This is a genomic window from Dermacoccus sp. NHGro5, assembly GCF_017565385.1.
GTDB lineage: Bacteria > Actinomycetota > Actinomycetes > Actinomycetales > Dermatophilaceae > Dermacoccus > Dermacoccus nishinomiyaensis.
Genome location: NZ_JAGEKQ010000013.1, coordinates 23,388 through 41,755, shown reverse-complemented (window position 1 = coordinate 41,755; position 18,368 = coordinate 23,388). Strand labels below are relative to the sequence as shown.

At 68.8% G+C, this 18,368-nt stretch carries 19 protein-coding genes; 2 read left to right on the top strand and 17 right to left on the bottom strand.

Annotation, left to right across the window (positions count from 1 at the left end):
* Positions 1-17: 17 nt before the first annotated feature.
* The 6 genes from J4Z35_RS14455 to J4Z35_RS06735 form a co-directional block, all read right to left on the bottom strand.
* Entirely contained in the window at positions 18-839 is an 822-nt protein-coding gene (locus J4Z35_RS14455; RefSeq protein WP_160126233.1) for a hypothetical protein, read from the bottom strand.
* A gap of 1 nt (position 840) precedes the next feature.
* The gene (locus J4Z35_RS06755) at positions 841-1,650 is read right to left on the bottom strand and encodes an exodeoxyribonuclease III (RefSeq protein WP_131941455.1); all 810 of its coding nucleotides are present in this window, start codon (positions 1,648-1,650) and stop codon (positions 841-843) included.
* Positions 1,651-1,763: 113 nt separating this feature from the next.
* A complete protein-coding gene (locus J4Z35_RS06750) occupies positions 1,764-3,107 on the bottom strand; it encodes a UDP-glucose/GDP-mannose dehydrogenase family protein (protein ID WP_131941458.1) in 1,344 nt (447 codons plus the stop codon).
* A 10-nt stretch (positions 3,108-3,117) separates the two neighbouring features.
* Entirely contained in the window at positions 3,118-3,321 is a 204-nt protein-coding gene (locus tag J4Z35_RS06745; protein WP_131941461.1) for a hypothetical protein, read from the bottom strand.
* 10 nt (positions 3,322-3,331) lie between these two features.
* Positions 3,332-3,595: a DUF3017 domain-containing protein gene (locus tag J4Z35_RS06740; protein ID WP_062257943.1), complete on the bottom strand. Its 264-nt coding sequence runs from the start codon at positions 3,593-3,595 to the stop codon at positions 3,332-3,334.
* Positions 3,592-4,449, bottom strand: a complete 858-nt coding sequence (locus J4Z35_RS06735) for a bifunctional methylenetetrahydrofolate dehydrogenase/methenyltetrahydrofolate cyclohydrolase (protein WP_115297304.1) — start codon at positions 4,447-4,449, stop codon at positions 3,592-3,594. Before J4Z35_RS06735 ends, J4Z35_RS06740 begins: the two co-directional genes overlap by 4 nt.
* A 257-nt stretch (positions 4,450-4,706) precedes the next feature.
* On the opposite strand from J4Z35_RS06735, the gene J4Z35_RS06730 reads away from it, so the two are divergent.
* On the top strand, positions 4,707-5,243 hold the full coding sequence (locus J4Z35_RS06730; protein WP_160126234.1) for an SGNH/GDSL hydrolase family protein: 537 nt from the start codon (positions 4,707-4,709) through the stop codon (positions 5,241-5,243).
* On the opposite strand, the gene J4Z35_RS06725 is transcribed toward J4Z35_RS06730, so the two are convergent.
* From J4Z35_RS06725 to purN, 3 genes are all read right to left on the bottom strand, one after another.
* Positions 5,221-6,192: a DMT family transporter gene (locus J4Z35_RS06725; protein WP_131941467.1), complete on the bottom strand. Its 972-nt coding sequence runs from the start codon at positions 6,190-6,192 to the stop codon at positions 5,221-5,223. The genes J4Z35_RS06730 and J4Z35_RS06725 overlap by 23 nt on opposite strands.
* Positions 6,193-6,296: 104 nt before the next feature.
* The gene (gene purH, locus J4Z35_RS06720; protein WP_131941471.1) at positions 6,297-7,907 is read right to left on the bottom strand and encodes a bifunctional phosphoribosylaminoimidazolecarboxamide formyltransferase/IMP cyclohydrolase; all 1,611 of its coding nucleotides are present in this window, start codon (positions 7,905-7,907) and stop codon (positions 6,297-6,299) included.
* Positions 7,900-8,580 (bottom strand): phosphoribosylglycinamide formyltransferase, encoded by a 681-nt coding sequence (gene purN, locus J4Z35_RS06715; protein WP_131941473.1) that lies wholly within the window; start codon positions 8,578-8,580, stop codon positions 7,900-7,902. The genes purH and purN overlap by 8 nt, the downstream gene beginning before the upstream one ends.
* Positions 8,581-8,856: 276 nt before the next feature.
* Between purN and J4Z35_RS06710 the strand changes: the two genes are divergently transcribed.
* Positions 8,857-9,180, top strand: a complete 324-nt coding sequence (locus J4Z35_RS06710; protein WP_131942063.1) for a type II toxin-antitoxin system PemK/MazF family toxin — start codon at positions 8,857-8,859, stop codon at positions 9,178-9,180.
* Positions 9,181-9,213: 33 nt separating this feature from the next.
* On the opposite strand, the gene J4Z35_RS06705 is transcribed toward J4Z35_RS06710, so the two are convergent.
* The 8 genes from J4Z35_RS06705 to pcrA form a co-directional block, all read right to left on the bottom strand.
* Entirely contained in the window at positions 9,214-9,600 is a 387-nt protein-coding gene (locus J4Z35_RS06705) for a hypothetical protein (protein ID WP_074040318.1), read from the bottom strand.
* 60 nt (positions 9,601-9,660) lie between these two features.
* The gene (locus J4Z35_RS06700) at positions 9,661-10,737 is read right to left on the bottom strand and encodes a DUF6350 family protein (protein ID WP_160126235.1); all 1,077 of its coding nucleotides are present in this window, start codon (positions 10,735-10,737) and stop codon (positions 9,661-9,663) included.
* 484 nt (positions 10,738-11,221) lie between these two features.
* Positions 11,222-11,908, bottom strand: a complete 687-nt coding sequence (locus tag J4Z35_RS06695) for a DUF4352 domain-containing protein (protein WP_131941477.1) — start codon at positions 11,906-11,908, stop codon at positions 11,222-11,224.
* Positions 11,909-11,966: 58 nt separating this feature from the next.
* The gene (locus J4Z35_RS06690) at positions 11,967-12,659 is read right to left on the bottom strand and encodes a DUF4352 domain-containing protein (protein ID WP_131941479.1); all 693 of its coding nucleotides are present in this window, start codon (positions 12,657-12,659) and stop codon (positions 11,967-11,969) included.
* A 218-nt stretch (positions 12,660-12,877) separates the two neighbouring features.
* The gene (gene sucD / locus J4Z35_RS06685) at positions 12,878-13,777 is read right to left on the bottom strand and encodes a succinate--CoA ligase subunit alpha (protein ID WP_131941481.1); all 900 of its coding nucleotides are present in this window, start codon (positions 13,775-13,777) and stop codon (positions 12,878-12,880) included.
* 16 nt (positions 13,778-13,793) lie between these two features.
* Positions 13,794-14,978 carry an ADP-forming succinate--CoA ligase subunit beta gene (gene sucC / locus J4Z35_RS06680; RefSeq protein WP_006945596.1) on the bottom strand — a complete coding sequence of 395 codons (1,185 nt, stop codon included), beginning with the start codon at positions 14,976-14,978 and terminating at the stop codon, positions 13,794-13,796.
* Positions 14,979-15,071: 93 nt separating this feature from the next.
* Complete coding sequence (locus tag J4Z35_RS06675; protein WP_006945578.1) at positions 15,072-15,539, bottom strand: cobalamin B12-binding domain-containing protein; 468 nt, start codon at positions 15,537-15,539, stop codon at positions 15,072-15,074.
* Between the two features lie 82 nt (positions 15,540-15,621).
* Complete coding sequence (gene pcrA / locus J4Z35_RS06670) at positions 15,622-18,315, bottom strand: DNA helicase PcrA (protein WP_006945592.1); 2,694 nt, start codon at positions 18,313-18,315, stop codon at positions 15,622-15,624.
* Positions 18,316-18,368: the final 53 nt, after the last annotated feature.

The following is an 18,368-nucleotide window of genomic DNA, read 5'->3' as shown; positions in this document are numbered from 1 at the left end:
CTGTCGTGCCGAATCGTTCAACCCATGATGCGACGAACGGCCGCCGCCACCGTCGCAAGCGCCGGATCGGCCTGCGCCGCCATCCTCGCAAAGAGCTCCGGGCCCTGACGGAACGGGTCGAGAATCTCCGCCTTGGCATCCGAACGAGCGCTGTGACGCTCGACGCTGCCCGCCGGCGACTTGGCGACGAACTCCCGCAGCCCGTCGACGCCTCGGGTTCCAGGCACAGGGGCGGCGCAGACGTCGGCGAAGTCGAGCAACGCGAAGACGCACGACGCCGCCGTCGGCGCCTCTTCGACGAGGACGCGCCGATGCTCGCGCGACGCCGTCAGCACGAGGTCTGCCTCGCGCACGAGCGCTGGCGTCACCTGACGCGGACGGTAGCGCGCGCCGTCGAGGCCGCGCTCGCGCAGGAGTGCCTGCGATCCCGACGACATCCTGTCGATGAGCAACGCGCCCGTCCCGGCGCCCTCGACGCGCACCGGCAGACCCGCCAGGTCGGCGGCCAGCACACGCTCGAAATACGGTGAGCGACAGACGTTTCCCGTGCACACGACGAGGATGGTGAAGGTCTCGCGATCATCCCCGGTGGCCAGGCTGTCGACCTCAGGGCCCGCCTGCTGAGGGCGAACCGGCGCCGGCCCGGCATCGAGGCTGAGCGAAACGTCCGGGCGGGCTCGCGCTGCCGCACGCGCGCGCTTCGCGGCCTGCACCTGCGCGAGCCGTCGCTGATCGGCGCGCGTGCGGAACGTGCCCCACTGCCCGGGCGTCACGGGCTCGACGGCCTCGTCAGCCTGGGCCGGTTCGCCCGACGACGCGGCGTCGCGCGGTTCGCTCACGTCACTCCCCCGTCGTCTCGAGCGCGACGAGGTCGTAGTCGACGACGACCGCCGCGTGGTCGCTCCACCGCTGATCGTAGGCTGCGGCGCGCCCGATCCACGGTTCGCGTGCGACGGCGGCGAGCGCCGGGCTCGCGAACTGGTAGTCGATGCGCCATCCGGAGTCGTTGTCGAACGCCTTTCCGCGCCACGACCACCACGAGTACGGGCCCGGCACGTCGCCGTGATTGGCGCGCACGACGTCGACCCAGCCGTTCTGGGTGAGCCGCGTCAGGTACGCCTGCTCGTCCTCGAGAAACCCGGCCTTGCCACGGTTTCCCTTCCAGTTCTTGAGGTCGTTCGCCGTGTGCGCGACGTTGAAATCGCCCATGACGAGCGCCGGACGGTCGACGAGCTGCGCCATCCGCGACTCGAGCGCGTCGAGGAAGGCGTATTTCGCATTCTGCTTGTCGGTGCCCGCCTCGCCGGTGTGCACGTAGACGCTCGCGATCGTGACGCTGCGCCCGTCGACGACGACGTCAGCCTCCACCCAGCGGCCGATCTCGTCGAAGCCGTCGATGACGCTGCTCGACGACGCGAGCGCATGCTTCGTCAGGATGGCGACGCCCTCACGGCCCGCAGCGGCCGACTCGGCGTGCGCGAGCTCGAACTCGGCGAGAGCCGAACCGTCGAGTGCGGTCGCGAACTGCTTCGCCGACGCGCGCACCTCCTGCATCGCGACGACGTCCGGCTCCTGCTGCGCCAACCACTCCAGACCCCCGCGACGCTGCGCCGCCCTGATGCCGTTGACGTTCGCCGTGATCACTCGCATGGGCTCATCGTTTCAAGGCCGGATGATCGTGTCGAACCCACCGACCGCAACCGCGCCCAGCCCGAAACCCTGCGTCCAAGTGCACCCGGGTGCATCTGGACGCAGGGAAGAGGTCAGCTCGCGGGGGTGATCGTCGGGCGGCCGAGGGCGTGGACGGTGAAACCCGCCTCAGCCCACCGCTGACGATCCAACGCATTCCGCCCATCGATGAGCACACGACCCGCGACCTGCTCAGCAACATCGGCCGGGTCGAGATCGCGGTACACCTGCCACTCCGTCAACAACACGACCACCCGCGCCCCCACCAACGCCTCATCAACCGTGTCGACATAACCCGGCCCCGGACGCTGCGCCCGCGCCACAGCCAGTGCCTCCGGATCATGCACCCGCACATCCACACCCAAGGCCACCAAACGCTCAGCCACGTCCAACGCCGGACTATCCCGAATATCATCCGAATTCGGCTTGAACGCCGCCCCCAACACCGCCACCGGCGCCCCCACGACGTCCTCACCCAACACGTCACGCACGAGCTCCACCACCCGCGAACGACGACGCACGTTCGTCGCATCCACCGTCCGCAAGAACTCCACCGACTCCGCCAGGCCAAGCTCCTCACCACGCGCCATGAACGCACGAATGTCCTTCGGCAAGCACCCCCCACCGAACCCGACACCCGCACCCAAGAACTTGCGCCCGATGCGCTCGTCATGCCCGATCGCATCCGCGAGCGCGACGACATCACCGCCGCTCGCCTCACACACCTCAGCCATCGCATTGATGAACGAGATCTTCGTCGCGAGGAACGCATTCGCGCTCACCTTGACCAACTCAGCCGTCGCGAAATTCGTCACCAACCGCGGCGTACCCGCCGCCAACGCCCGCGCATACACCTCATCCAGACGCGCAACATCCGCATCCGCGAACTCCCCCTCCACGCCATACACGAACCGATCCGGCGTCAACGTGTCCTTCACCGCGAAACCCTCACGCAAGAACTCCGGATTCCAGATCAGACGCGCATCCACCCCCTCACACACGCCGGCCTGCAGCACCTCAAGCACGCGCGGCACCGTCCCCACCGGCACCGTCGACTTGCCCACCGCCACCGACCCCGCCTTCATGTGCGGCGCCAACGACGCGAACGCACCGAACACATAATCCGTGTTCGCCGCATACTCCCCCGGCTTCTGCGGCGTCCCCACACACACGAAATGCACATCAGCATCCGCCACATCAGCGATGTCCGTCGACCACCGCAACCGACCCGACGCCTGCGCACTCGCCAACAACTCCGGCAACCCCGGCTCGAAGATCGGACTACGCCCCGCCGCCAACGCCTCGATCTTCGACACATCCGTGTCGACACCCACCACGTCATGACCCAACTCAGCCATGCACGCCGCATGCACCGCACCCAAATAGCCCGTGCCGATCACTGAGATCTTCAAACCCATGCCGCAGATTCTAGGGTGCCGCCCCTGCTGCGACGCTCATTTGCCGCGCGCGGCCCCCACGCAGGTCGCCGTTGCGCCCGTTGTCGCCAAGGACGAGGACGAACGGCGGCGCGTCGAGCTGCGCGGCGAGCACGCTCAGCTGCACGGCCAGGCTTGCGCTCGCCCCACGGACGGGGATGATGACGCTCACCTCGACGTCCGAGGGGCGTGTCATCGACTGCGACCTAACCGAGCTTGACGCCCGTGAAGGCGACGAAGGTGACGATCGCACCGAGCGCGTACAACGCGACGTCCGTGCCCCGCGAACGCACCTTGAGATCGGGCACGACACGCTCGGGGAAGACGGCGCGCATGATCGCCCCCAGCAGCGGACCCACGGCCATGAGGATGCCGCCGACGCGCACATGCCCGCCGAAGACGACGGCGAGGCCCAACGCGACCGGCAGCACGACGACGAGCCACGGGACGCCGACCTTGAAGTGACTCACCGACCCCGAGCCTCGGCCTCACGCTCGGCGGCCTCCACGACGTTCGTCAGCAGCAGCGCACGCGTCATCGGGCCGACGCCGCCGGGGTTCGGCGACATGAATCCGGCGACCTCAGCGACGTCCGGTGCGATGTCACCGGCCACCTTGCCGTCGACGCGGCTGACTCCGACGTCGAGCACTGCGGCACCCTGCTTGACCATGTCCTTCGTGATGAGCCCCGGCACACCGGCGGCGGCGACGATGACGTCTGCGTTCTTCGTGTGAGCCGCGAGGTCCTTGGTGCCGGTGTGGCACAGGATGGCCGTCGCGTTCTCGCTGCGACGTGTGAGGATGAGACCGAGCGGGCGCCCCACCGTCAGCCCACGCCCGACGACGACGACCTCTGCACCGTTCAACGGCACGTCGTAGCGGCGCAGCAGTTCGATGACACCCATCGGCGTGCACGGCAGCGGCGCCTCCTCGCCGAGCACGAGCTTGCCGAGGTTGACCGGGTGCAGGCCGTCGACGTCCTTCTCCGGCTTGACGCGTGAGAGTAGCGCGACCTCGTCGAGGCCCGTCGGCTGCTGGATGAGGAAGCCCGTGCAGTTCTCGTCGTCGTTGAGTTCGTCGATGACGGCCTCGACCTCGGCCTGTGTCGCGGTGGCCGGCAGATCCTTGCGGATCGAGGTGATGCCGATCTCCGCGCAATCCTTGTGCTTGGCATTGACGTACCACTGCGAGCCCGGGTCATCGCCGACGAGCACCGTGCCGAGGCCCGGCGTGATGCCGCGCGCCTTCAACGCATCGATGCGCCCGCGCAGCTCGTCCTTGATCGTCGCGAGGGTGGCTTTTCCGTCGAGCGTCGTCGCAGTCATGGCCCCAATCCTGCCAGACGCCCCGGGCGCGCGGTCGGCGCTCACACCGGGGTGTGACGGGACGCTCGTGATCGACCTGGGCTCACGCGTACGGTCGTCGCATGACACGAGCGTGCCGAGCGGCGAGTGGCGTGGCGCGTTCCCGCGCTCGTGGCACTCGTCGTCGGGGTGCTCGTCGTGGCGTTGTTCCTCGTCGTCGACCGCCGTTCGTCAGCCCCGGTCGCCGACGCGCCCTCACCAGCCTGAGCGGACGCCCCGTGGTGGCCTTCGTCGGCGACAGCTACTCCGCCGGCTCGGAGGCGAGCTCACCGGACAAGCGATGGACCACCGTCCTGAGCGCTGAGCGCGGGTGGAACGAGATCAACGTCGCCGTGCCTGGCATGGGCTACGACGTGGGGCGTCCGACGCAGCACTACCTTTCCCAGGTCGCACGAGCCGCAGCGTCGAAGCCGGGCACGGTCATCATCTCCGGCGGATGGAACGACGTCGCCCGCGGCGTGCCGACGGCGACCATCGTCGAGGGCCTGCGCGAGACGCTCGCGGCGGTGAAGAAGCACGTCCCCGAGGCGCGCGTCGTCATCATCGCACCGATCGGACCGGCGAGTTCTCCCCCACCCGACCTCGTACGGCTGCGCGATGCCGCCGCACCCGTGGTGCGCAGCTCAGGTGCGACGTGGCTGGATCTCGACTTCCCGCTCACCGGTCACCCTGAGTGGATCAGCCCTGACGGCCTGCACCCCAACGACGCGGGCTACAAGCGCCTCGCCGAGCTCACGAACGCGCGTCTGAAGTAGCCCGTCGGCCACCGGAGCGTGCCGCCACCGCTGCCGCCGCAGCGGTGACGACCATGCCGACGACGGTGCGCACATCGACACCTTCGCGCGCCACCGGGTCGAGCAGGTCGATGACGAGCGCCGCGACGAGCTGCCCCATGATGCCCATGAGCCCGAGCACGAGCACGCTGATGTGCTCCGTCGCCCACGCCGACAACCCGATGAACGCGATGCCCAGCGGCGCACCGAGCCACGCCCACCAGGGAGCGTCGTGCGGCCACTGCCACTGCGTGAAGCCGAGGAGCACGCGCGCACCGGCGAACACCACGAGAGCGATCACGCCGACGAGGAAGTTCTGCAGCGTCGTCGCGTACGAACTACCTGCCCGCGCACTGACGCGCCCGTTGAGACCCTGCTGGAACTGCGTCATGACGCCCGCGATGATGACGGCGAGGGCCGGCAGGATCGCGATGCCACCCGGGACGTGCTGGCCGCTCACCGTGATGCCGACCCCGACGACGGCGAACGCTCCGGCGAGCGCGCGAGCGGGGGTGATCGGCGTGCGCCCCTTGGGGCCGGCACCGACGTGGTCGGCGAGCAGCCCGCCGAGTGCCCGGCCACCGACGCTCGCGACGATGAAGACCGCTACCCCGAGGATGGCGACCGTGCTCGTCTGCACCGCCACGAACGCACCGCCGAGAACGCCGCCGAGGCACTCCCACCAGCGCAGACGCCCCGCCCGAATCGCGTCGACGAGCCGACCCGCGCCGCGGCGCAGGCTCGGCACGACGAGCGTCAGCACGAGCAGCGCGAGCCCCGAACCGAAGCTCCACACCGCCGCGACGAGCGGCTCGGACAACGGCTCACCGAGCGTCCCGTTGAAGCGCGCCTGCAACGACAGGCACGCCCCACCGAAGAACGCGGCAGTGAGGGCAAGCGCCTCGGAGGAGGCTCTGGCGTCACGCTTCATCGCAGGGCACCGCGACGATGGCAGGTTTGGCCGAAGATGTGGCCGACGTTCAGGCCATCTTGAGCCAAACCCGCCATCTGGGGGTTGTCGATCAGAGGTGTCATTCAGTGCGCGAAGTGACGCGTACCGGTGAAGTACAGGGTGACGCCGGCCTTGTTCGCGGCGTCGATGACCTCGGCGTCACGAATGGACCCACCCGGCGCGACAACGGCCTGGACGCCCGCGTCGAGCAGGATCTGCAGGCCGTCGGCGAACGGGAAGAACGCGTCCGACGACGCCACCGAACCACGGGCCCGCTCGGCGCCCGCACGCGTCACGGCGAGGTTGCACGAGTCGACGCGGTTGACCTGGCCCATGCCGATACCGACCGACGCACCGTCCTTGGCGAGCAGAATCGCGTTCGACTTCACGGCGCGCACCGCACGCCACGCGAACTCGAGGTCACGCATCGTGGCCTCGTCCGCGGCCTCGCCGGCGACGAGCTGCCAGCGCTCAGGGTCGTCACCCGTGGTGCGACCGTCCTTGTCCTCGCCCTCTGCGTCGATCATGTCGCGCTCCTGCACGAGCAGACCACCGCTGATCGGGCGCATGTCGAAACCACCCGCAGTGGGCGCGGGCACGGTGACGAGGCGCAGGTTCTTCTTCGCGGTGAGTACCTCGAGCGCGTCGTCGTCAAACGCCGGCGCGACGACGACCTCGGTGAAGATGTCCTTCACCGTGTCCGCCATGGCCTTCGTCACCGGGCGGTTGGTCGCGATGATGCCGCCGAACGCGCTCGTCGAGTCGCACTCGTGGGCGCGCTGGTGCACGGCGGCGATGTCCTCGTCGGGAGCGCCGACGGCGATGCCGCACGGGTTGGCGTGCTTGATGATGGCGACCGTCGGCACGTCACCGTGGTCGTACGCGGCGCGGTAGGCGGCGTCGGCGTCGACGTAGTTGTTGTACGACATCTCCTTGCCGTGCAGCTGCTCGCCCTGGGCGAGGCCGCTCGCGTCGGCCGACGTGTAGAGGGCCGCCGCCTGGTGCGGGTTCTCGCCGTAGCGCAGGCTCGCAGCCTTCGTGAACGTCGCGCCCATCCAGTCGGGGAACTGATCGCCCGTCGCCTCGTCGTCCGAACCGGCGAGGTTCTCCCCCATCCACGTCGCGACGGCGACGTCGTACGACGCGGTGTGGACGAACGCCTCACGCGCGAGCTCGGTGCGCTGCTGCAGCGTGAAGCCGCCACCGTTGACGGCGGTGATGACGTCGTCGTAGCGCGACGGGTCGGTGACGATCGCGACGGTGGGGTGGTTCTTCGCGGCCGCGCGCACCATCGTCGGGCCGCCGATGTCGATCTGTTCGACGCACTCGTCGATGCTCGCACCGGACGCGACGGTCTCGGCGAACGGGTACAGGTTGACGACGACGAGGTCGAACGGTGCGACGCCGAGCTCACGCAGCTGCGCCAGGTGGTCGTCCTTGCGCGAGTCGGCGAGGATGCCCGCGTGCACCTTGGGGTGCAGCGTCTTGACGCGACCCTCGAGGCACTCGGGGAAACCGGTCAGCTCCTCGACGGGCGTCACCGGGATGCCGAGACCGGCGATGAGCTTGCTCGAACCACCGGTCGAGACGATCTCGATGCCGGCGTCGGCCAGGGCGCGTGCCAACTCCTCCAGACCCGTCTTGTCGTACACCGAGACGAGGGCCCGCTTGATGGGGCGCAAACCGTCACTCATTGATCAAAACCGTCCTGCCGTTGATGGACCAACCACGTGCGAACCTGCGGACGACGTCCACAAGCATGTCGCGCTCCTCGACCTTGATGCGTTCGTGGAGCGAGTCTTCGTCGTCATCGGCTCGCACCTCGACGGCGCGCTGCGCGATGATCGGGCCCGTGTCGACGCCGGCGTCGACGACGTGACACGTCGTACCCGTGATCTTGACGCCGTGGGCGAGGGCATCCCGCACACCGTGCGCGCCGGGGAAGCTCGGCAGCAGCGCCGGATGCGTGTTGATGACGGTGTGGCGCGCGAGCGTCGTCGCACCCAAGATCTTCATGAAGCCGGCCGAGACGACGAGGTGCGGCGGCGCATCGGGGTCGCCCGAGTCGTCGTCGAAGCTGCGCTCGATGGCGTCGGCGAGCGCCTTGTCCCAGGCGTCGCGGTCGGCGAAATGGGCGGTGTCGACGACGAATGTCGGGATGCCTGCGAGCATCGCGCGCTCGAGACCGGCGCACTCGCGGTCGGCACCGACGGCGACGATCGTGAACGGCGAGCGCTGACCGCGAGCGACCGCGTCGGCCTCTGCGTCGATGAGCGCCTGCAGCAGCGAACCGCTGCCGGAGACGAGGACGACGACCTCGAGCGGTCGGGTGTCGGGGCGCAGCTGCGGCGTGGCACTCACGTGCATAACCCTACCGACCGTGCTTGACGAAGCAGCGACTGCGAACCCGGTAATCCTGAGGGGTGGAAAGCTGCACGCGCCCGCTCGTGAGGCACGGCTGCGACCTGCTGTGATGGGCGCAGCATTTCATGCTTCATATCGGCTCGACTCGGCCTATGCCGAGTACGCATCGCACGAGACAGGAGACGACCTCGAGCATGTTCGGAGCAATCGGGCGCGCCGCGATCAGCGCGAACGGCGTCGCTCGAACGACGAACACGCGGCAGGCTCACAGCGGTGACGATGCACCGGGGCCCGATCTACAGGTGCGACCTCGGCCACGGGGAGAAACCCTGGCCCGTCGCCTCGAACAACGCCCGTGACACCCATCTGCGCAGTGCTCTCGTCGTGCGCGTCACGACCTCGACGAAGCCGCCGCTGCCGAGCATCGTCCCGATCGAGCTCAGCGGCGCGAGTCGCGCGGGCCAAGAACTCCTCGGCAGCGTCCTCTGCGACGACATCGAGGTGCTCGACGACGACCACCACGTGCGCCCCGGGAGCGGGTTACCACCGCACATCATGCAGCGCGTCGATGCTGCCCTCACGGTGGCTCTGGCCCTCACGTGACCAGGCGATGATGCCGAGGACGCCACGCGGGGCTCAGTTGAAGAAGAACTTCTCGACCTCGTTGGGGTTCTGGCTGTAGGAGCTCTCGCAGGATTCGCGCGCCTGGTTGGTGTTGGCGCCCCACAGGCACTCCTGATAGCTCTTCGTGCGTTCGTAGTGCACGAGCGGCGCGGCCGTCATGGCGAGCAGGAGAGCCGTGAGCACGAGGCCGACGAGGTTCGGCCCGAACGCACCCGCGACGCCGGCGCGGCGCACGTCGCGCAGGTAGCGGATGCCGTAGAACAGCGACAACGCCAGCGGGATGGCGGCCAGGCCCGACGCGGGCAGCGGCAGCCACGACAGCAGGAACCCGAGCAGCAGATACCGCAGCGACAGGACGTTGTTGCGCAGACCGGGCGGCAGCTGGGGCATCTCACTCACAGCACTCCCAACGATCGAGGACGACGATTTGATCCCGCCGCGCGGGCCACGTACGTCGCGTCACGTCTGGTGGCTTGAACGCCAGTGACGCGCCGCCGCCGTCGCGAGCGCGGGCAGCACGAGCAGTAGCGGCGCGACGAGCCACGCCTGCCACGACGGGCCGGCGTACTCGAGCAGCCCCCGCGACACCGACGCCGTCGAGAACCACCACAGCAGCCACAACGTCACCGTCGTGACGGCGGCGGCGCTCGCCGCGACCGTCAGCTTCGCACGCAGACTCGCGAACCGGGTGAGTGCCCGGCCCGAGGCCCAGCCGATGAAGACGCCGACGCCGATGGGCACGGCGAGCGCCGCCCAGGCCCACGGACCGACGTGGTCGGGCAGCGCCCCGAGGACGGGGACCATCGGCAGGGTGCCGGGCGTCATCCCGGAGTGGCCGATGCTGACGGCACCCGCCTCGAACGGCGCGCCCGTCGTCCACCCCGCCATGTGGGCGAGAAGATTGGGCAGGGCCATCACCTGCGCCAGTACGAGCAGGCAGCCGCCAACGACGCCGGGCGCGAGCGCTTGGTGAACCGCCCACACACGCGGCGCGTGCCAGGCGATGAGCACGACGAGCAGCAGCAGCGACAGCGCGGCGAACAGGCCGGCGCCGCGCAGGCCCGCAGACAGCGAACGGCGCAACAGCAGCGGGGTGGCCTCGACGACGACCTCGTCGAACGCCGCGAGTTCGGGCGAGTGCTTGCGTTCGTGCCAGGCCGTCCACGCCACGCCGAGCGCGGCCACGAGCGCCGGGCCCACGATGAGCGACCACCAGTGGATGTGGCTGTGGCCGAGCCCCGCGACGATGCCGAGCACCTGTGCCGCGACCACGTATCCCCCGACGTACGCGAGCATGATGGCGCGCAGGTCCGCGGCGCGCAGCCGTTCGTCGGGGAACGCCGCGCGCGCGCCGAAGCAAGCGGCGAGCACGCAACCGAGCGTCAGCAGCAGCGGGCTGAAGACGACCGTGATGCCGTCGACGACGACGTGCCCGCGATGTGCGAGCGCCCACAGGTCGATGGCGACGCCGAGTGTGTCGTTCCACGACGACGTCGACTGTGCATCGAGCGTCCATGCGGCGAAGACCGGGACCATGAGGACGACGAGTGACGCGAGCGCCGCGACGATGCCGTACCCGAAGGCGAGCGGGACGTGCGGGCGCCCGGCCGGTCGCGATTCGTTCGTCGAGCGACCATTCGCCCCGGTGCGCGCCGCATCTCGTTGAGACGGTCCTGTCGAACCTCGTGACGCCGAGTCACGAGACGCTGCGCTCTGTCGCGGCGGGCGGGAGCCGCCACCCACGCCGTCACGGGCACCCGCGCGCGCGGGTGAACTGCCGCCCGCACGCTGCGGGCGCTGCGGTCGAGGGCGTTTGTTCGCCGGAGACGAGGCGGACGAAGAACTGCGGGGGCGACGATCACTCATGGCCCGGCCATCCTCTCAGGCCGCGCTGGGCCGATGCTCGAGGCTCGCCGCAGGAACGACTGATCCCGCCACTTACAGCAGGTGGCGGGATCAGCGGCGCACGGGTCGAAGCCATGTGGCGCCGAGAGCGCTCAGACCTGACGGAACGCTAACGTCACTTGGCCTGGATGCGGATGGCCTGCTCGTCGCCGTAACCGCACTTGACGTCGATCGTCTTGATCTTCTTGCCGTTCGGCACCTTGTAGACGACGTCACCCGTCGTCGTGTCGCCCTTGTAGAGGGTGCCGTAGTCGAGACGCTGCCCGTACGAGGCGAAGTCCTCGCGCGCGGACGTGTTGTCGTCGAGCTTCACCTTGAGACACGTCGTGCCGGCGTTGAGGTTCTTGTCGCCGAGGTTCGTCATCGTGATGTTGACGGCGACGAAGTGGTTGCCGTTGCCCGGCTTGTCGAAGTCGTTCTCGGGGGTGATCGGGTCGGCGATCTTGTTGACCTTGGCCGACATCTCCTTCGTCTTGACCTCTTCACCGACCTTGCCGGTCTTGGGGCCCGACGCGTCTCCCGAGTCGCCCGTACCGGTGTCGGAGGACGGGGACTCGCTCGTCGTCGGTGCAGCCGCGCTCGAGCTCTGATCGGGCGTGGAGGCCGGCGACGTGGCGCTCGGGGCCGCCGAGGTGGCCTCGCCCGCAGCCGACGACGCGGCCGAGGCCACGGACGGCGCCGCGCTGTTCGCGGCCGACGTGGCCTGGGACGCGCCGCCCTCGACCTGGGTGCAGGCGCTCATGCCGAGCGTCATCGTGCCGGCCAGCAGGGCCAGGCCCATCGTGCGTGCGGTGGTCTTCATCTGGGTGTTCCTTTCGGTGCGTCCGAGCCGCGGCGGGCCCGGGCTGAGGGTGAAGTGGTCAGTGGGCGAGGTCGACGCGGATGGTGCGCTGATCCCCGGCGAAGTCGAGGGAGCATCGCACGTCGACGGACTTGAGCTTCTGGTTCTTCGGCAGCTCGAACGTCACGTCCCCGCTCGCGGCGTCACCCTTGTGCAGGGTGGACGAATCCATCGGCGAACCGTAATCGGCGAACAGTGACGCCGACGCCGACCCGTTCGTCGTCGTCTTGGCGTCGATGCACATCGACGGGCTGAAGTTGATCGGTGCGCCGCCGACGTTCGTCACCGTGATCGACACGGCCGCCCACTTCTTGCCGGCCCCCGGCTTGAAGACCGCAGAATCGCCGACCGGCACCGGGTCCACGACCTTGGTCACCTTCACCGACAACTTCGAGGTCTTCGCCTCTGCACCGACCTTCGTGGTGACGAGCCCCTGCTGGCCGGAGCCGAGCGGATCGGATGCCGGCGCGGACGACGCGGCCGCCTCGCTCGACGCGGCACCAGCGGACGTGGCGGGCGCCGACGACGACTCGGGCGCGACAGCAGACGTCGCCGCGCTCGGAGTCTGCGCGGCCGCGTTCGACGACACGGCGGCACTCGGCGGCGCAGACGCGCTCGCCGCCGGCGACGAACCGTCGACGCTCGTGCACGCACCCACCGACAACGTCACGCCCACAGCTCCGACGAGACCGAACCCTTGCTTCAAGTCCATGACGATCCCTCCCAGGTCGACGGACTCTCGCCCGCGTCATCATTCATAACTTAACCGTCACTGGGACGCCGCTGCATGATCATTGGTTCCATCCGTGCGCCGACTTCTCGCGGCCATGTCGTCGGCACCTCGGCGACACGACGAACGCCCCCGCACCAGCGCGAGCCGATGCGGGGGCGTTCGTCGAGATCACCGAAGCGACGTTCGGTGAATCCGCCTCACTTGCTGAGGTTGTTCATGATCTCCGTCATGAGAGCGGCCGTCTCGGACGGCGTCTTGCCGACCTTGACGCCGGCGGCCTCGAGGGCCTCCTTCTTCGCGGCAGCCGTGCCCGCGGAGCCGGAGACGATGGCGCCGGCGTGGCCCATCGTCTTGCCCTCGGGAGCGGTGAAGCCCGCGACGTAGCCGACGACCGGCTTCGTCACGTTCTCCTTGATGTACGCCGCAGCGCGCTCCTCGGCGTCGCCGCCGATCTCACCGATCATGACGATCGCGTCGGTGTCGGGGTCGTTCTGGAACGCCTCGAGCGCATCGATGTGCGTCGTGCCGATGACCGGGTCGCCGCCGATGCCGATGGCCGTGGAGAAACCGAAGTCACGCAGTTCGTACATCATCTGGTACGTCAGCGTGCCCGACTTCGAGACGAGGCCGATGCGGCCCTTGCCGGCGATGTTCGCCGGGATGATGCCGGCGTTCGACTCACCGGGGCTGATGATGCCCGGGCAGTTCGGGCCGAGCAGGCGCGTCTTCGAGCCCTTGCTCAGGTTGTAGAACTCGGCCGAGTCCTTCACCGGGATGCCCTCGGTGATGACGACGGCGAGCGGCATCTCGGCCTCGATGGCCTCGACCGCGGCGCTCTTGGCGAAGGCCGGCGGCACGAAGATCACGGAGACGTTGGCGCCCGTCTCGGCCATGGCGTCCTTGACGGAGCCGAAGACCGGAACCTGCTTGGTCTCGCCGTTGACGTCGAAGTCAACCGTCTGGCCGGCCTTCTTCGGGTTGACGCCACCGACGACGTTCGTGCCCGAGGCGAGCATGCGCGCCGTGTGCTTCATGCCCTCGGAGCCGGTCATGCCCTGAACGATGACCTTGGAGTCAGCGTTGAGAAAAATCGACATGGAAGTCAGATCCCTTTCAGTTGGCCGCGGCCAGCTCGGCAGCCTTGCGGGCTGCGCCGTCCATGGTGTCCACGACCGTCACGAGCGGGTGGTTGAAGTCGGAGAGGATCGCACGGCCCTCTTCGACGTTGTTGCCGTCGAGGCGCACGACGAGCGGCTTCGTCGCCGCGTCGCCGAGCTTCTTCAGGGCGCCGACGATGCCGTTGGCGACGGCGTCGCACGCCGTGATGCCACCGAAGACGTTGACGAAGACGCTCTTGACCTGCTCGTCGTTCAGGATGACGTCGAGACCGTTGGCCATGACCTCCGCCGAGGCGCCGCCACCGATGTCGAGGAAGTTGGCGGGCTTGGCCTTGCCGCCGGTGAAGTCCTCACCGGCGTAGGCGACGACGTCGAGCGTGCTCATGACGAGGCCGGCACCGTTGCCGATGATGCCGACGTTGCCGTCGAGCTTCACGTAGTTGAGGTCGAGCGCCTTGGCCTTGGCCTCCAGCGGGTCGGCCGCGGCCTTGTCCTCGAGAGCCTCGTGGTCGGGGTGACGGAAGCCGGCGTTCTCGTCGAGCGTCACCTTGCCGTCGAGCGCAATGATGTCGCCATCCTCGGTCTTGACGAGCGGGTTCACCTCGACCAGCGTCGCGTCCTCGTCGCGGTAGGTCTCCCACAGCTTGACGAGAACGGGCGCGACCTTCGCGGCCGTCTCGTCGTCGAACCCGGCGGCCTTGACGATCTCGTCAGCCTTCGCGCCGTCGATGCCGACGTTCGGGTCGACCTCGATGCGCGCGAGTGCCTCGGGACGCTCGACGGCGAGCTGCTCGATCTCGACGCCGCCCTCCTTCGAGCACATCGCGAGGTAGCTGCGGTTCGCTCGGTCGAGCAGGATCGAGAAGTAGTACTCCTCGGCGATCTTGGCGCCCTGGGCGATCATCACGGTGCCCACGGTGTGGCCCTTGATGTCCATGCCCAGGATGTCCTTGGCGTACTGCTCGGCCTCGTCAGCCGACTTGGCTACCTTGACGCCGCCGGCCTTGCCGCGACCACCGGTCTTGACCTGGGCCTTGACGACGGTGACACCGCCCGACTTCGCACCGATCTGCTCGGCGGCTGCCTTGGCTTCTTCCGGGGTGGTGGCCGTCTGGCCGGCCAGCACCGGAACGCCGTGCGCCTCGAACATGTCGCGCGCCTGGTACTCGAAGAGATCCACGCGAATCCATCCTCATCGTTGAAAGGAGTGTTCCTCTTGTGACTTTAACGCGCTTTGCCGTGCGGGGGTAACCAGGGGTTCGCGCCGGTGCTCTCAGGCGTGTGCGGACGCCGCGTCCCCGACGTTCTCGCGCACCCACGCGACGACCTCGTGCGTCGGCGCACCGGGCGTGAAGATGCGCGCGACACCCATGTCGAGCAGCGGCTTGATGTCGCCCTCGGGGATGATTCCGCCACCGAAGACGACGACGTCGTCGATGCCCTGCTCGCGCAGCAACGTCATCAGGCGCTCGAACTGCGTCATGTGCGAACCGGACAGGATCGACAGGCCGATCGCGTCGGCGTCCTCCTGCACCGCAGCCGTGACGATCTGCTCCGGCGTCTGGTGCAGGCCCGTGTAGATGACCTCCATGCCGGCGTCGCGCAACGCCCGCGCGATGACCTTCGCACCACGGTCGTGGCCGTCGAGGCCCGGCTTCGCGACGACGACGCGGAGTCGATCGGAGCCGTTCGTGGCGGCATTCGTAGGGGTGGCGTTCGTGGCAGGCGCGTGCTGGACCATGACTCAATCCTCTCGGGCGGTTACTCGCACTGTAACGCCCGCCACACCCTCCGCTCAGTTGATGATCCTCAACTCATGCGTGTCACAGCTTCGTGACGGGCGCGTAGCGCAGGAGCAGGCGCTTGGGTGGGCCGTCGCCGAAGTCGATGTGAGCCATCGCTCGGTCGCCCTGACCCTCGACGCGCACGACGGTGCCGAGGCCGAAGCTGTCGTGCGTCACCTTGTCGCCGGCGTCGAGGTTCGGGATCTCGCGCATGCCGCGGCCGACGGCGGAGTTCTTCGTGGTCGAGAACGAACCGGCCCCGGAGCTGCGACCGCTCGACGACATCCGCGCCACCGGCGCGGAGCCGCGCCCGATGACGGGGCCGTCATCGTCGTGCCTGCTGCCACCCGAGCCGTAGGGCGAACCGCCCCCGCTGCCGAACGCGGCGTACCCGCGCGGCTGGGACGACGCGAACGCCGTGGCCTCGCGCTCCCAGTGGACGAACTCCTCCGGGATCTCGCCGAGGAAGCGCGACGGCGGGTTGTACTGCGGCGCACCCCACGCGCTGCGCACGGCAGCGCGTGACAGGTGCAGGCGCTCGCGCGCCCGGGTGATGCCGACGTAGGCGAGGCGCCGCTCCTCCTCGAGCTCCTTCGTGTCGCCGAGAGCGCGCATGTGTGGGAACGTGCCGTCCTCCATGCCGGTGAGGAATACGACCGGAAACTCGAGGCCCTTCGCGGTGTGCAACGTCATGAGGGTGACGACGCCCTGATCTTCGGCGTCCTTCGGTATCTCGTCCGCGTCGGCCACGAGGGAGACCTGCTCGAGGAAGTCCTCGAGCGTCGCGCCCGGGTAGTTGTCGTCGAACTCGTTGGCGACGGCGACGAGCTCGGCGAGGTTCTCGATGCGCGTCTCGTCCTGAGGATCCTTGCTCGTGCGCAGCTCCTTCAGATACCCCGTGCGCTCGAGGATCGCCTCGATGAGGGGGCCGACGCCGCTACCGGACTCGCGCGTCTGCCGCAGGCTCTCGAGGATCTCGGTGAAGCCCTTGACGGCGCTCACCGACCGCGTCGCGATGCCCGGTGCCTCGTCGGCCCGCGCGAGCGCCTCGATGAACGTGATGCGCTCCCGCTCCGCGAGCGCGCCGAGGCATGCCTCGGCGCGGTCACCGATGCCGCGCTTCGGCGTGTTGAGGATGCGGCGCAGGTTGACGGTGTCGGCCGGGTTCGAGATGACGCGCAGGTACGCGAGCGCGTCCTTGATCTCCTTGCGCTCGTAGAACCGCGTGCCACCGACGACCTTGTACGGCAGGCCGACGCGGACGAACACCTCTTCGAGCGCGCGCGATTGCGCGTTCGTCCGGTAGAACACCGCGACGTCCTTGGGCTTGACGCCGTGATCGTCGCCGAGCTTGTCGATCGTGCGCGCGACGAACGCGGCCTCGTCATGCTCGGAATCGGCGACGTACCCGACGATCTTCTCGCCGTCGCCCTGATCGGACCACAGGTTCTTCTTGCGACGCTCCGGGTTGCGCTCGATGACGGAGTTCGCCGCGCCGAGGATGTTCTGCGTCGAACGGTAGTTCTGCTCGAGCAGGATCGTCGTCGCGTTCGGGTAGTCCTCCTCGAACTCGACGATGTTGCGGATCGTCGCCCCACGGAAGGCGTAGATCGACTGATCGGCGTCACCGACGACGCACAGGTCGGCCATGGGTACCGCGCTCGTGGCGCGCGAATCGCCCTCGGCGTCCTGGCTCGCCATGCCGCCCGAGGCGTGCTCCCCGCCGGCGAGCTCGCGCACGAGGACGTACTGCGCGTGGTTCGTGTCCTGGTATTCGTCGACGAGGATGTGCCGGAAGCGGCGCCGGTAGTGCTCGGCCACCTGCGGGAACGCCTGCAGGATGGTGACGGTCGTCATGATGATGTCGTCGAAGTCAAGCGCGTTCGCCTGCCGCAGGCGCTGCTGGTAGAGACGGTAGGCCTCGGCGACCTTGCGCTCCTGATCCGTCTCGGCGCGCTTCGCGGCCTCCTCGGCGTCGATCAGCTCGTTCTTCAGGTTGCTCACCTGGAAACTGAACGACTTCGGCGGGTAGCGCTTCGGATCGAGGTCGAGATCGCGCGTCACCATCGCCATGAGGCGCTGACTGTCGGCCGCGTCGTAGATCGAGAACGTCGAGCGCAACCCCACATGCTTGGCTTCACGGCGCAGGATGCGCACGCACGCGGAGTGGAACGTGCTCACCCACATCGCGTTCGCCGCACCCCCGACGAGCTGCTCCACGCGCTCACGCATCTCGGCGGCCGCCTTGTTCGTGAAGGTGATCGCGAGGATCTGGCCGGGCTGCGCGCCACGCGCCGCCATCAGGTAGGCGATGCGATGCGTCAGCACGCGCGTCTTGCCCGAACCGGCGCCCGCGACGATGAGCAACGGCGTCCCGAAGTGCTCGACGGCCTGCGCCTGCTGCGGGTTCATGCCCTCGAGCAGGCTCGCAGGATCGGCCTCGAAACGTCGCGTGCCGCGCCCCGAATCGGGGCTACCCCAGTGCGATCCGCGACCCAGCATCGGCGCGTCGTCGCCCCATGTGCCGGCGTCGGCGGGGGCCTCGTCGGGCGGCGGTTCCTGCAGGGCCCACAACGGGATGCCGGACGCGTCGACCGCCCCCGGATCGACCGCGGCGGCCCCGGGAGCCTCCGTGCTCGGGGTACGCGACGGCGACGCGCCGGTACCGCTCCTGGAGGAGGGACGGGAGGCGTCGGCAGCGGTCAGCGGAAGGTCGTCGAAGAGGCCACTCATGATGAGGCCAGTCTAGGAGTGAGAAGCGACAACCGCTCAGTCGACGAGCGCGG